General features: G+C 41.5%; 13 protein-coding genes and 1 riboswitch. Of the genes, 1 reads left to right on the forward strand and 12 read right to left on the reverse strand.

The features are described from left to right. Window positions 1-2: 2 nt before the first annotated feature. Together sdhA and ACFX4L_RS01950 are read right to left on the reverse strand one after the other, a co-directional pair. On the reverse strand, window positions 3-1754 hold the full coding sequence (gene sdhA, locus ACFX4L_RS01945; protein ID WP_089361698.1) for a succinate dehydrogenase flavoprotein subunit: 1752 nt from the start codon (window positions 1752-1754) through the stop codon (window positions 3-5). 70 nt (window positions 1755-1824) lie between these two features. Next, on the reverse strand, window positions 1825-2433 hold the full coding sequence (locus ACFX4L_RS01950; protein ID WP_089361699.1) for a succinate dehydrogenase cytochrome b558 subunit: 609 nt from the start codon (window positions 2431-2433) through the stop codon (window positions 1825-1827). Between the two features lie 384 nt (window positions 2434-2817). Between ACFX4L_RS01950 and ACFX4L_RS01955 the strand changes: the two genes are divergently transcribed. Next, window positions 2818-3288 carry a YslB family protein gene (locus ACFX4L_RS01955; protein WP_061464307.1) on the forward strand — a complete coding sequence of 157 codons (471 nt, stop codon included), beginning with the start codon at window positions 2818-2820 and terminating at the stop codon, window positions 3286-3288. A 63-nt stretch (window positions 3289-3351) separates the two neighbouring features. Here ACFX4L_RS01955 and ACFX4L_RS01960 read toward each other — a convergent pair whose 3' ends face one another. The 10 genes from ACFX4L_RS01960 to ACFX4L_RS02005 all read right to left on the reverse strand — a co-directional run bounded on the left by ACFX4L_RS01960 (window position 3352) and on the right by ACFX4L_RS02005 (window position 14212). Beyond that, a complete protein-coding gene (locus ACFX4L_RS01960; RefSeq protein ID WP_061464308.1) occupies window positions 3352-4584 on the reverse strand; it encodes an aspartate kinase in 1233 nt (410 codons plus the stop codon). A gap of 89 nt (window positions 4585-4673) precedes the next feature. Continuing rightward, a riboswitch (Lysine riboswitch) is annotated at window positions 4674-4850 on the reverse strand. Window positions 4851-4911: 61 nt separating this feature from the next. Further along, window positions 4912-6684 carry an excinuclease ABC subunit UvrC gene (gene uvrC, locus ACFX4L_RS01965; RefSeq protein WP_284470063.1) on the reverse strand — a complete coding sequence of 591 codons (1773 nt, stop codon included), beginning with the start codon at window positions 6682-6684 and terminating at the stop codon, window positions 4912-4914. A 102-nt stretch (window positions 6685-6786) separates the two neighbouring features. Then, window positions 6787-7101, reverse strand: coding sequence for a thioredoxin (trxA, locus tag ACFX4L_RS01970; protein ID WP_061464310.1), 315 nt, complete (start codon window positions 7099-7101; stop codon window positions 6787-6789). A 206-nt stretch (window positions 7102-7307) separates the two neighbouring features. Then, window positions 7308-8285, reverse strand: coding sequence for an electron transfer flavoprotein subunit alpha/FixB family protein (locus tag ACFX4L_RS01975; RefSeq protein ID WP_377381209.1), 978 nt, complete (start codon window positions 8283-8285; stop codon window positions 7308-7310). A 70-nt stretch (window positions 8286-8355) separates the two neighbouring features. Next, on the reverse strand, window positions 8356-9129 hold the full coding sequence (locus ACFX4L_RS01980; protein WP_125160098.1) for an electron transfer flavoprotein subunit beta/FixA family protein: 774 nt from the start codon (window positions 9127-9129) through the stop codon (window positions 8356-8358). A gap of 128 nt (window positions 9130-9257) precedes the next feature. Continuing rightward, on the reverse strand, window positions 9258-10031 hold the full coding sequence (locus ACFX4L_RS01985; RefSeq protein ID WP_377381211.1) for an enoyl-CoA hydratase: 774 nt from the start codon (window positions 10029-10031) through the stop codon (window positions 9258-9260). A gap of 124 nt (window positions 10032-10155) precedes the next feature. After that, window positions 10156-10743, reverse strand: coding sequence for a fatty acid metabolism transcriptional regulator FadR (locus ACFX4L_RS01990; protein WP_284470060.1), 588 nt, complete (start codon window positions 10741-10743; stop codon window positions 10156-10158). Window positions 10744-10942: 199 nt separating this feature from the next. Next, window positions 10943-12640, reverse strand: a complete 1698-nt coding sequence (locus ACFX4L_RS01995) for a long-chain-fatty-acid--CoA ligase (RefSeq protein ID WP_125160101.1) — start codon at window positions 12638-12640, stop codon at window positions 10943-10945. A gap of 194 nt (window positions 12641-12834) precedes the next feature. After that, window positions 12835-13593, reverse strand: a complete 759-nt coding sequence (locus ACFX4L_RS02000) for a GNAT family N-acetyltransferase (RefSeq protein ID WP_377403746.1) — start codon at window positions 13591-13593, stop codon at window positions 12835-12837. A gap of 211 nt (window positions 13594-13804) precedes the next feature. Continuing rightward, window positions 13805-14212, reverse strand: a complete 408-nt coding sequence (locus ACFX4L_RS02005) for a DUF350 domain-containing protein (protein ID WP_061464317.1) — start codon at window positions 14210-14212, stop codon at window positions 13805-13807. Between the last annotated feature and the right edge of the window lie 63 nt (window positions 14213-14275).

Here is a 14275-nt window from a genome sequence, read left to right on the forward strand (position 1 = left end):
CTTTAATGTTTCGTAGTGTAATCACGTTTACGCGGTGCGATCAGTGATACATCAATATCTTCATAATGGAATTCAGGTGCTTGATCTAAGCCTTTGAATGTTGCCATTGTCGTTTTCATGAATTCATCATCATTACGTTCTGGGAAATCAGGTTTGTAATGTGCTCCGCGGCTTTCATCACGGTTTAACGCACCAATTGTGATTACACGAGCCAATTGCATCATGTTTTGCAGCTGTCTAGTGAATGCAGCTCCTTGGTTACTCCATTTTGCCGTGTCATTGATGTTAATTTTCTTGTAACGTTCCATCAACTCAAGAATCTTGTTATCCGTTTCTTTCAGCTTGTCATTGTAACGAACTACAGTAACATGCTGTGTCATCCACTCACCAAGTTCTTTGTGCAGGACGTATGCATTTTCGTTACCATCAAGAGACATGACATCATTCCATTTTTCCTGTTGTTGTTTTTCGTAGCCTTCAAACAATGAAGCAGGAATGGATTCTGAAGTTTTATCAAGGCCTTCAATATATTTAACGGCATTCGGTCCAGCGACTGAACCACCAAAAATTGCAGAAAGAAGTGAGTTCGCACCAAGACGGTTACCGCCATGTTGAGAGTAGTCACACTCACCTGCAGCGAATAAACCTTTAATGTTAGTCATTTGGTCATAATCAACCCAAAGTCCGCCCATAGAATAGTGAACGGCAGGGAAAATTTTCATTGGAACTTTACGAGGGTCTTCACCCATGAATTTCTCGTAGATTTCAATGATTCCGCCAAGTTTAATATCAAGTAATTTAGGATCTTTATGAGATAGATCCAGGTAAACCATGTTTTCTCCATTAATACCAAGCTTCATGTTCATACATACGTCGAAAATTTCACGAGTCGCGATATCACGAGGTACTAGATTACCGTAAGCAGGGTATTTTTCTTCAAGGAAATACCAAGGTTTTCCGTCTTTATATGTCCAGATACGTCCACCTTCACCACGAGCGGATTCACTCATTAGACGAAGTTTGTCATCTCCAGGGATTGCTGTTGGGTGAATTTGAATGAACTCACCATTTGCATAATTTACACCTTGTTGATAAACGATGGAGGCTGCTGAGCCTGTATTGATCATTGAGTTAGTCGATTTACCGAAAATGATTCCAGGGCCGCCGCTCGCCATGATGACTGCGTCGCCAGGGAATGATTTGATTTCCATTGAAGTCAGGTTTTGAGCTACGATACCGCGTGCCGTTTGATCATCATCGATAACGGCTCCAAGGAATTCCCAGCCTTCATATTTCGTTACGAGGCCTTCAACTTCATAACGGCGAACCTGCTCGTCCAATGCGTAAAGTAATTGCTGACCAGTCGTTGCACCAGCGAATGCTGTACGGCTATGTTGAGTACCACCGAAACGACGGAAATCAAGAAGACCTTCAGGAGTACGGTTGAACATAACGCCCATACGGTCAAACATATGGATGATTGACGGTGCTGCATCGCACATCGCTTTAACCGGCGGTTGGTTAGCCAAGAAGTCTCCGCCATAAACTGTATCGTCAAAGTGGATAAATGGAGAATCCCCTTCACCTTTTGTATTTACTGCCCCATTGATTCCGCCTTGGGCACAAACTGAGTGAGAGCGTTTAACAGGTACTAAAGAAAATAAATCAACCTGTTGTCCCAGCTCTGCTGCTTTGATCGTAGCCATTAACCCAGCTAGACCTCCACCTACGATAATAATTTTACCTTTACCCAATTCTGTCACTCCCTTATTTCCATTAGCAAAGCTATGTTTTTCCTAACAATTATAAATGAACCCCATCTTCTTATACGAAAGCGAAAATTGCACTTACTCCAACATAAGAAAGAAGAACGAAAATGATCAAAGTAACGTAAGTCATGATTTTTTGTGATTTAGGTGAAATTGTCAGACCCCAGCTCACTGCAAATGACCATAATCCATTTGAGAAGTGGAAAATTGTCGAAATGACCCCAACTAAATAAAATGCAATCATAAATGGATTAGAGAAAATCTCTGCCATCATGTCAAAGTCAACCTCTGTACCCATAGCTACTTGGATCCTAGTTGACCATACATGCCAAACAAGGAAAATCAACGTAATGATTCCGCTTAGACGTTGTAAAAAGAACATCCAATTTCGGAAAAACCCAAATCTACCTAAATTATTTTTAGCCGTGAACGCGATATAAATCCCGTAAACAGCATGATAAATCAAAGGTAAGAAAATGATGAAGATTTCCAGGAAATAACGAAACGGTATGCTTTCTAAGAAATGTGCTGCTGAATTAAATGATTCCGGTCCCTTTGTTGCCATATAGTTGGTAACTAAATGCTCCAACAAGAACAGCCCGATCGGAATAACTCCAAGTAGTGAATGAAGTCTACGATTCCCAAACTCACGATTTTTTGCCACTAAGTGCCCCCCCTTAATTTGTGAAAAATCATGCAAAGATAAACTGGTGGCTACCTTTTATCTCCGCGTGAAAATAAAGTATAGAGTCAGAAAACTCCCCTATACTTCCGTTTACAATTATGTGACATGTCCATTTTACTCCTGACTTCTATGTGCGTCAAGAAAACGGATACAAGAATTCTCTTTTTCAGAATAGATTTTATTGGATTAAATTGTCTATTTTTTATTCATCAAGAAGATATTTTGGAGAAATTACTAATTAAACTATTAATATCTCGGTATAATTTATCATTTTTTCCCAATTGTTATTTAAATAAATAAAAAACAGTATAATTTGCAAAAGAAAAACGTTTATAATAGATTAACAGAAAGAGGCGATAAACTATGAAAAAAAATATTGCTGCTGCGATAGAAGAAGAGATTCCAGCTGAGGAAATTCAAACTGAAGAATTCCAAGTTCCAGCTTTCGGATACGAATTAATCAGAGAAGTTCTATTGAACGATATTCTCGGAAAAGACTCTAATCAAATCCTCTATTGGGCAGGTAAACAGTTAGCACGTAAATTCCCATTAAATGGCGATCAAGAAGTTATTGAATTTTTCCAGAGCGCGGGATGGGGCACCCTGGAAATCATGAAGTATACGAAAAACCAGATGGAATTATCACTGACGGGTGAAATAATCAGCCGCCGTATGGATTTACATCCTGACTGTCACTTCCAACTTGAAGCCGGTTTCCTTGCCGAGCAGTTTACACTGCAAAAAAAGTTCCTAAGCGAATCAACGGAAGAAATCAAACGCCGCGCAAAAAAAGTGATATTCACCATTCAATGGGATCCCAGAGATCAAATCTAATGAGCCCTTAAAACAGACTTACCCTTTTTACCGGAAGTCTGTTTTTTATTGGACTCCTTACTCTCAAGCTAGCACATTTGCATGCTGCCCAAGTTTAAATGCTTCATGAAGAGATTCGACCGCCTTCACCATTTCCTTTTCATTGACGACAGTCGAGACTTTAATTTCAGATGTGCTGACCATTTTCACTTGGATGCCTGTATTGGCCATCACTTCAAACATCTCGGCAGCCACTCCTGGATTGGAAACCATACCAGATCCGACGATGGACACCTTGGCCAATCCGCCCTCCGTTTCGACTCGGTCGAATGACAATTGTTCCTTATTGTTTTCCAGTACGATCAAGGCCGCTTGCGTATCTTCACTTTTTGTGGAAAATGATAGATTGGTCGTATCCTCGGCTGTCATGCTTTGAATGATGATGTCCACATTAATCCGGTTTTTCGCAAGTGTCGTGAAAATTGTGGATAATGCACCAAGTGATTGGGGCAATCCATATATTGTGACCCTTGTAATACTGTCTTCAAAAGCAATGCCGCGTACAATTAAGTTTTCTTCCATAGTTGCTTCCTCCTCAATGATCGTTCCTGATTCTCTCTCCATGCTCGAACGGACTACAAGCGGAATTTGATAATTTTTTGCATATTCTACAGCCCTTGGATGAAGGACGCCCGCCCCTAGGTTGGCAAGTTCCAGCATCTCATCATAAGAAATGGATTGGAGTTTACGCGCGGCTTTTATGTAGCGTGGATCCGTAGTGAAAACACCCGTTACATCCGTATAAATATCGCATCTATCCGCATTCAGCGCTGCAGCGATGGCAACTGCCGTCGTATCGGAACCGCCTCGTCCTAAGGTCGTGATTTCCCCATTTGCATCGTTCCCCTGGAAACCGGCAACGACCACAATTTTCTTCTCCTGGAGCTGAGCTTGAATCCTCGTGGCATCGATGTTTAAAATCCGGGCATTCCCATGAACGGATTCCGTTTGCATGCCAGCCTGCCAGCCAGTGTACGAAATGGCTTCATGTCCCTCTTCAATCAATGCCATCGTTAACAGGGATATCGTGACCTGTTCCCCCGTAGTCAATAGCATATCCATTTCCCTCTTGCTCGGTGTTCCGGAAATATCCCGGGCCATGGAAACCAATTGATCCGTGGTTTTCCCCATAGCTGAAACAACGACGACTACCTCATTTCCATTCTTCACTTCCTCGATTACCCGATTGGCAACATTTTTAATTTTTTCTACGCTTCCGACGGATGTCCCGCCGAACTTTTGAACGATTAATGCCATCCTAATGCACCCTCTCTACCTTTTTAGGCAATAAAAAAAGCAATGAGAAATATCTCATTGCTGTGATCACATATCCAATACTGTAAACACAGTGAGATAGCTCTCCAGGGCATAAACCCTGACAATCCGCCATTTATTAAATGTCAGACCAGAAAAACAAGGTATGAGTCTTGTCTTCCTTCGGCGTCATCCCCTTTCAAAACCTTTCATGGAAGCTCATACTTCTCCAGGTTTTTACTCTTGAATTCCGCACCTCTATCAGCACTTTTAAGTTGTCTAGTTAAAAATTCCTTCTTATCATAGCATAGAGAATTGCCTGCAGCAAGATTATTCTTGTAATTTTCTAACGATTCCCTCTGCTACCCCTTTTGGCATGCCAGCTTCCATGATTTCCTCGGCCGTGGCCTCTTTGATTTTCTTCAATGACCCAAAATGCCTTAATAATTGCTTCCTCCGCTTTTCCCCGACTCCCGGAATATCATCAAGCTGGGAGTGAACCGCGTTTTTCCCGCGTAGCTGGCGATGAAACGTAATCGCGAACCGATGCACTTCATCCTGAATTCTTTGCAATAGATAAAATTCCTGGCTCCGTGAATCAAGAGGTACGAGTTCAAGCGGATTTCCAATCATTAATTGTGAAGTCCTATGCTTTTCATCCTTAATGAGACCTGAAAGTGGTATATCAAGGCCTAATTCATTCTCCAAAATATCCCTTACAGCTTCCACATGTCCCTTTCCTCCATCAATGATGATTAAGTCCGGAAGCGGCAGCCCTTCTTTCAATACTCGTGAATACCTTCTTCTGACCACTTCACGCATCGATTCATAATCATCAGGTCCCTGGACCGTTTTGATCTTATATTTACGGTACTCCCTTTTTTCCGGTTTCCCATCAATGAACACGACTAATGCGGAAACAGGGTCACTTCCCTGGATATTCGAGTTGTCGAAAGCTTCAATTCGATGCGGGGTGTAGATCCCTAATTGGTTCCCGAGGTTTTCCACCGCATTGATCGTTCTTTCTTCATCCCGTTCAATCAATGAAAATTTTTCCTGAAGGGCGATGGAGGCATTTTCATTCGCCAATTTAAGCATGTCTTTTTTCGATCCCCGTTTCGGGTGAATCGTTTTGACACCTAGCAGACCTTCGGCCATTTCAGCATCCACTGACTCAGGCAGCAGGATTTCCTTTGGTTTAAAGTGGTTGGTAATCTCGTAAAACTGACCGAGGAATGTAAGAAGTTCCTGTTCCGGTTCATCATAGACAGGAAAAAGTGAAACATCCCTTTCGATCAATTTACCCTGTCGGACAAAAAATACCTGAACGCACATCCAGCCTTTATCATAGGCAAACCCAAATACATCCCTGTCGATGAAATCGGTCGTCATCATTTTCTGCTTCTCCATCGTAATATCAATGTGGGCAATTTTGTCACGATACTCCTTGGCCCTCTCGAAATCGAGCTCCTCTGATGCCTCTAGCATTTTTTCAGTCAGTTCTTTTTTTATCTCAGTATGTCCGCCATTCAAGAACCGGTTGATATCATCCACCATTTTTTTATATTCCTGTTCCTCAACATCATATACACATGGGGCCAGGCACTGGCCAAGGTGATAATAAAGACACACGCGATCCGGTAAGGTATTGCATTTTCTAAGGGGATAGATGCGATCGAGCAATTTTTTCGTTTCGTTGGCTGCAAAAGCATTCGGATATGGACCGAAATATTTCCCTTTATCTTTTTTGACTTTACGCGTAATAATTAGACGTGGATGCCGTTCCGCCGTCAGCTTGATGAAAGGATACGTCTTATCATCCTTAAGCATGACATTATATTTTGGATCATGTTTTTTGATTAAGTTCAACTCTAAAATGAGAGCCTCGATATTGGAAGAGGTTACGATGTATTCGAAATCCTCTATCTCACTCACCAGCCGCAAGGTTTTTCCATCATGAGATCCCGTGAAATAAGAACGGACACGATTTTTCAACACTTTCGCTTTGCCTACATATATGATTGTTCCCTGACGATCTTTCATTAAATAACAACCAGGTTGATCGGGAAGAAGGGCAAGTTTATTCTTTATTTGTTGGTTCATGCATTCAGCCTCCTGTTCTCCCATTTTACAATTATTATATATCAAGATAGCGAAAAAAGCTTCAAGTCCGTAGACTTGAAGCTTTTTTTAGCTATCTTGCTATTACGCGTGTTTTGCAATAAGTTCAGCAAGTGCTTCTTTAGGTTGGAAACCAACCACTTTATCCACCACTTCACCGTCTTTAAGGACGATTAGTGTCGGGATGCTCATCACACCGAATTTCCCAGCTGTTTCTTGGTTTTCATCTACATCCACTTTTACGATTTTCGCTGTATCGCCAATTTCAGTATCAAGCTCTTGAAGAACAGGAGCAATCATTTTACAAGGTCCGCACCATGGAGCCCAAAAATCGACAAGAACTACACCTTCGTTAGTATCTGTAGTGAAAGTTTGGTCAGTTGCATTTACAATAGCCATATATATTTCCTCCTCAAATTTACTCAAATAACTAAAGACAGTATACCATCGTTGCTAGAATCGACGCCAATATTTTGCTTCAGTGGTAGGATGTCCAAAAAAAGAGTAAATATGCAGGCTCAAGCCTTGCCGAATAACACCAAAAAATGAAGGGGCCAGACATGTATCGGCTTTTGCCAAATGTCTTGCCCCTTCATTTTTTTCTATTAAGCGTTAACTTTTAGTTTTTTGAATTCTTCAGTCAGTAATGGGACGACTTCGAAAAGGTCCCCGACAATTCCATAATCAGCTATATTGAATATATTGGCTTCCGGGTCTTTGTTGATGGCAACGATAACCTTGGAGTTGGACATCCCAGCTAAATGCTGGATCGCTCCAGAAATCCCGCAGGCGATATAAAGGTCAGGTGTAACGACCTTACCCGTTTGCCCGATTTGCAAAGAGTAATCGCAATAGTCCGCATCACATGCACCGCGGGAAGCACCTACCGCTCCGCCAAGAACTTGTGCCAGTTCTTTTAATGGTTCAAAACCATCTTCACTTTTCACGCCACGGCCGCCTGCGATGATTACTTTTGCTTCTGAAAGGTCGACCCCTTCACTAGCTTTTCTAACAACATCTTTAATGATTGTCCGTAAATCCTTAATATCCACACTTAATGTAGTTACCTCACCAGAGCGTGACTCATCTTTCGCTAATGGTTCAATATTGTTCGGACGGATTGTCGCGAATATCACGCCATCTGTAACAATTTTCCTTTCAAATGCTTTACCAGAATATATCGGGCGAGTGAAAACGATATTTCCGCCTTCTTCTTCAATGGATGTAACATCGGAGATCAATCCTGATTCAAGTTTTCCAGCCAATTTAGGTGCAAGGTCTTTTCCTAAGGCCGTATGCCCAAAGAAAATCCCTTCTGGCTTTTCCTGCTCGATGACTGCAAGCAAGCCTTGAGCATAACCATCTGAAGTATATTGTTTCAATTGATCATTTTCTACAGCAATAACCCGGTCCGCACCATACTGGATCAATTCATCACCGAAATTTTTAACACTGTCACCAACTAAAACACCTACGACTTCCCCGCCATCTGCAGCAAGTTTAGCCGCACCGATAGCTTCAAATGATACATTTCTTAGTGAACCGTCGCGAACTTCGCCCAATACAAGAAACTTTCTAGCCATTTATAAAAACCTCCTGTGCTCTATTTTATCTATTTGTCGTGTGTTGTTGTTTTGAAAAGGACCGTTTCGATTAAATCACTTTTGCTTCGCTGCGTAATAATTGAGCAAGTTCGCTAACTTGATCTCCGATTTCGCCGTTCAATACTTTACCAGCTTCTTTTTTAGCAGGAAGATAGATTTCAATCGTTTTTGTTTTTGCTTCAACATCTTCTTCTTCCAAATCCAAGTCATCCAATTCCAATTCTTCAAGCGGCTTCTTCTTCGCTTTCATGATTCCTGGCAAAGAAGGATAACGTGGCTCATTTAGACCTTGCTGAGCTGTCACTAACAATGGAAGGGACGCTTCGATCGTTTCAGAGTCCCCTTCAACATCACGGATAACGCTTACATTTCCATTTGCGATATCAAGCTTAGTGATTGTTGTAATATAAGGAATTTCCAATATCTCGGCAACACGCGGCCCCACCTGACCGGAACCGCCATCGATTGCAACGTTCCCCGCAATGATTAAATCGGCATTTTTACCTTTTAAGTATTCGCCTATAATTTTGGCAGTCGTGAATTGGTCGCCATTTTCTATGTCGTCTTCTATATTTATCAATACGGCTTTGTCAGCCCCCATTGCAAGCGCTGTGCGTAATTGCTTTTCAGCCTCTTCGGTTCCGACAGAAATAACCGTTACTTCGCCGCCCTGTGCATCACGCACTTGAATTGCTTCTTCAACAGCATACTCATCGTATGGATTAATGATGAATTCTGCTCCATCCTCATTAATTTTCCCATTGGATAGTGTAATTTTTTCTTCTGTATCAAATGTTCTTTTCAGCAGCACATAAATGTTCAAGATAATACCTCCCGAATGATTTGAGTTTTGAAGATTATGAATTTTATTGATATATATTATTGTATTCTTCAGGTTTCACCAAAATCCTGCATAATATTTAAAAATAGTTATTTATCTGACCGGAAACATCATTTCCCTTTGAATACAGCTTCCCTTTTTTCAATAAAAGCGCCAATTCCTTCTTGTGCATCAGCCGTATCGAAAGCTTGGCAAAAGAGGACTGCCTCCCTCTCCACACCTTTATAGTAGGAATCGTGTTTGGAATAATTTAATAATTCTATAGCCGCCTTTAAAGCCAGTGGGCTTTTCCTCGCAATTTTATTGGCTAGTTCCTTCGCTTTTGGAATCAGTTCTTCATCCGTGAAGGAATGATTTGCCAATCCGCATTGCACAGCTTGGATACCTGTAATCGGTTCACTTGTAAACAGCATTTCCGCGGCCTTTGCCATACCGACATATCGAGGAAGGCGTTGGGAGCCGGCAAACCCGGGGATTAAGCCCAACTGGAGCTCAGGCAAACCTAGTTTTGCCCTTTCGGTTACCAAACGGATGTGACAGGACATAGCCAGCTCCAATCCTCCGCCAAGCGCCGCTCCATGAATGGCTGCAATGACCGGTTTTGGAAAAGATTCAATTTTCTCAAATGCAGCTTGACCATTCTTGGTCAATTTCTCGAAAGCTTTACCATTTTTCACTTCTGTAAACTCTTTAATGTCTGCTCCTGCAGAGAAAAACCTTCCTTCACCATGAAGAACGACAACCCGTACGGATTCGTCCTGCTCCATTTGATCGAAGGCCTGTGAAAGCTCCCCGATGATTGCCGATGAAAGAGCATTTGCGGGTGCATGATCAATCGTTATAAATGCCACATGATTTTCGACAGAAAGCTTAAGGTATTCCATATCTATCCCTCCAGGCATGTAGTCAAACTTTTTTGATAATTCAATATGTATCACTTCCCGATAAAGCTGGAAGCAGAATTAACCGATTCTTTCGAGGATGGCTAGCCACCCTCTATTTAAATCGTTAACTTTTCAAGCCACAGCCGCCAATTAGAAGGCGGTGAACGTCTGTTGCAAGGTCTGGGAGCGAATACTTTTGCTCATTCATGACCCAAGTCGTCACTGTTTCGTCGATCGTTCCAAAAATCATCTGCCTTGCAAGTAAATTATTTAAATCAGGCAGAAATTCGCCGTTCTCTTTTCCTTCTATAATGATCTGATCGATTAAATGTAAATACCCTCTTAACACATCATTAATTCTTAGGCGTAATTCTTTATTAGACTGTCTTAATTCCAACTGAGTGACAATTGCTAAATTCACGTCTTCTGAAAGGTTTTGAAAATGTTTTTGGATGAGCACTTGCAGTTTTTCCGAAGCTGTGGACTTTCCTTTTAGTTCTTCTTCGATCTGTTCCACAAAATAGCCCATCTTTTCATGGAATAATGATATTAGGATATCTTCTTTATTTTTAAAATAAAGATAAATGGTGCCATCCGCTACGCCTGCCTGCTTGGCGATTTTGGATACTTGGGCTTGATAATAACCGTTTTGGGCAATGACGATAACGGCCGCATCAATAATTTGATTATACTTTGGTCTGTTGCGTTTCACTGGATGTCCCCTTTCAGAAAATGAATGAATCATCATTCATATTTCCATCATAAAATGACGACCCTTTACTGTCAAGGAAAAACTTCTAATAGTCCTGACATTCCACATGCTCATTGTACAGCCCCCACCCATAGGTTGTCCAGCCGTTCCGAAAACACGGAGCTTCACTCCCCTGCTCCGTCTAAAGGTGGATGCTTGTTTAAGCTTCTTTTCTATCCTCGGATATTTTTTTCTTCTCTTCTTCGATAAGGACTCTTCTCAATATCTTTCCTATCGTCGTTTTAGGAAGTTCTTCCCTGAATTCATAGCTGCGCGGCACCTTATAGGAAGCCAGGTTCTTTCTTGCAAAATCATTCAGTTCTTCTTCAGTGGCCTTGGCATTTTTTTTCAGTACGACATAGGCTTTGACGGTTTCACCGCGATATGGGTCAGGGATACCAGCCACGACTACCTCCTGTATGGCCTCATGCTCGTATAGAACCTCTTCCACTTCACGTGGATATATATTGAAGCCGCCTGCAATGATTGTATCTTTTTTCCTCTCGACTACATAAAAGAACCCCTGCTCATCCATGTAACCCAAATCGCCCGTTAGCAGCCAGCCATTTTTAAAAGTGCTTTCCGTTTCATCCGGGCGGTTCCAGTAACCTTGCATTACCTGTGGTCCTTTTATGGCAATCTCACCAATTTCATTCGGAGGAAGCTCTTCACCGGTTTCCAGGGATAGAATCACCGAGTCGGTATCTGGCCATGGCAATCCAATGCTTCCTTTTACACGCGGCTGATCCCAGATGAAATTAGCATGGGTCACCGGGGAGGTTTCAGACAGTCCAAAACCTTCAACCAGCTTCCCGCCGGTAATTTTCTCAAACTGCTCTTGGACCTCTAATGGCAATGGTGCAGAACCGCTTATACAGGCATTGATGGAAGAAAGGTCATATTTAGCGATATCCGGATGGTTCAATAGGCCAATATACATCGTTGGCGCTCCTGGAAACATAGTCGGTTTCTGTTTTTGGATGGTTTTAAGCGTTGCTTCAACGTCAAACTTTGGCATGATGATCATGGTGTTCCCCTCCATGACGGAAAGAACCAAGACTGTCGTCATACCGTACACATGGAAGAATGGCAGAATCGCAAGGACCCTTTCCTCACCGCGCTTATTTTTATAAAGCCAGGCATTGCACATTTTCGTATTTGACAGCAAGTTCTTATGGGTAAGCATGACACCTTTAGGAAAGCCTGTTGTCCCCCCTGTATATTGCAAAAGGGCAAGGTCATTATTCACATCGATAGGCTCGGTGACATCTTCGGGGATCTTTCGTTTCATGATTTCGGAAAATAAATGATGATTGCCCGAATGCTCCACATTGACGACGATGCCGTATTGCTTTTTTTGAATAAAAGGATAGATAAGATTTTTCGGGAAAGGCAAATATTCTTTGATAGCGGTTACAATTATATCTTCTATATCCGTTCTTGAAGCGACGGCAGCGACACGGGGAAATAAAATATCCATCGCTAAAATTATTTTCGCTCCGGAATCTTTCATTTGATACTCTAGTTCACGTTCGGTATAGGTTGGATTCGTTTGAACCACGACTCCGCCGGCCATCAATATTCCAAAAAAGCTTATGACACCCTGAGGGCAATTAGGAAGCATGACGGCAACGCGATCTCCTTTTTGAAGACCGATACTTCTTAAATAGGCTGCGAACTTTAACGCAGATTCATACACTTCTTGGAAAGTTAATTCTTTTCCCTGGAAATGAATCGATACTTTATCAGGGAATTCTTCGGCTGATTCCTTCAAAAAAGAATAAAGAGGTTTATCTTCGTACGACAAAACAGCTGGTATCTGTTCCGGATAAATAGCTTGCCATGGCTTATTGCTCATTTGCCCCCTCCTTCTGAATATTCCCAATACTCTTTATCATTATAATACAACCGGGATTTTCTTACAATTGCTGAAATTCAGAAAAATAAGCATAAAAGCTGTTAATGAGTGGTGGAGCAGTCATTATGACTTGTACCTGCCAAGAGGGAATATTGGATAAAACACTAAAAATGAGAAACAAAAAAAGGAGTGTTTTACTCCTTAGTTTTAATTCTATACCAATATTTATATTTCTCTTCAAATCCCAATTTTCCGTACAAGCAAGAAGCAGGCGCATTTGTTTCTACTACCTGAAGATAGGCATTTTTTGCCCCATTTTCTTTACCCCAATGCAATAGATTACGAATGAGTTTTGCACCATAGCCTTGGTTTCGAAAGTTTTCATGGGTAATGATATTGTACAGGCCTATGTAATCGTCTTCCAAAACACCCATTCCACTTGCTGACACGGTTCCACTCTCATCAGTCAACAACATAAAGCATGTTTTTGGAATGATATTCCTTAACATCTTTTTTAGGGTGGTTTGATCATGATCATTAACATTACTTAGCAGGCAGAAATGGTGAAACCAGTCATCGTGTAAATGCTCATACTTCATGACATTGGTTTCATTCGGTGATCCTGTTTCTACCAAATTCAATACCTGGACACTTGTTGTACCTTCAAGGACATACCCGGACTCTTCCAGTACACTATCCAAGATGATAGGCTTAGCCTGTGGAGTGATTTTGTACACGGCCTTATCATTTCTTGCAAAATACAATTGTTCACAATTCAATATTTTCTTTTTCACATTTTCATTCGATAAATAGATGGGATTGATAGAATTCGCCCGTTTCGTATATCCATCCGCAAATCGGATAACCCAGCCATCATAGATTTGCGTTTGCAGGGCCGGTAAAGCGTTCATCGATAGTTCTTCAATCTTTTGCATCAATTTGGAGCGATTCATGTTCTTCCTCCTCTTCCGAAAAGTCTATTTGACCATTATCATTATACACGCCCCCCTTTTTTTTAATAGAATTCAAATAAAAGAAGCGGCACAATGGCCGCTTCAATTGAAGAATATCATATAAATGATTCCTAACAGAAAAAAGATTCCGCAACAAACAATTAAGACTTTTGCAAGCTTCTCCACAGTTTTCTCCCTCTCATGAAGGGCATTAAGAAATTCCGGCGCCGATGACAAAAGATAATGCGATTGAAATGATCATCGATAGGAATCCAACTGCCCGATTATCTTTTTGTATCTCTTCATCTATTTTAAATCGAGGAGTCATAAATTCAAAAATGAAATAACCGATCAACAGAAGGACAAATCCGTATACGCCCCAGCCAATCATGGTAAGAAGCGAATTCTGATGGAGGATGGACTGTTGGAATACATAGGCGATCCCAAATATTTTACCGCCAGTTGCCATCGCGACAGAAAGGTTTCCCTGTTTGATTTCCTCCCAGTTCTTGTACTTTGTGACAAGTTCAAAAATGGCTAAAAAAACAATCATGCACAGAATAACGACACTGTATCGAGCAGCTATATATACATATTCATTTTCCCACATGTTCTCCATGGTCCAACTCCCGAATGGTAACTAGCCACCCGGCTTTTGCAGTAGCCGGAATGGCCACTTTCC

The sequence above is a fragment of the Peribacillus sp. YIM B13482 genome (genome assembly GCF_042787975.1).
Classification (GTDB): Bacteria; Bacillota; Bacilli; order Bacillales; family DSM-1321; genus Peribacillus; species Peribacillus simplex_A.

Coding starts and splice junctions, on each gene's coding strand:
- ACFX4L_RS01955 (WP_061464307.1), top strand. CDS start 2,818: ATGAAAAAAAATATTGCTGCTGCGATAGAAGAAGAGATTCCAGCTGAG.
- ACFX4L_RS01960 (WP_061464308.1), bottom strand. CDS start 4,584: ATGGCATTAATCGTTCAAAAGTTCGGCGGGACATCCGTCGGAAGCGTA.
- uvrC (WP_284470063.1), bottom strand. CDS start 6,684: ATGAACCAACAAATAAAGAATAAACTTGCCCTTCTTCCCGATCAACCT.
- trxA (WP_061464310.1), bottom strand. CDS start 7,101: ATGGCTATTGTAAATGCAACTGACCAAACTTTCACTACAGATACTAAC.
- ACFX4L_RS01975 (WP_377381209.1), bottom strand. CDS start 8,285: ATGGCTAGAAAGTTTCTTGTATTGGGCGAAGTTCGCGACGGTTCACTA.
- ACFX4L_RS01985 (WP_377381211.1), bottom strand. CDS start 10,031: ATGGAATACCTTAAGCTTTCTGTCGAAAATCATGTGGCATTTATAACG.
- ACFX4L_RS01995 (WP_125160101.1), bottom strand. CDS start 12,640: ATGAGCAATAAGCCATGGCAAGCTATTTATCCGGAACAGATACCAGCT.
- ACFX4L_RS02000 (WP_377403746.1), bottom strand. CDS start 13,593: ATGAATCGCTCCAAATTGATGCAAAAGATTGAAGAACTATCGATGAAC.
- ACFX4L_RS02005 (WP_061464317.1), bottom strand. CDS start 14,212: ATGGAGAACATGTGGGAAAATGAATATGTATATATAGCTGCTCGATAC.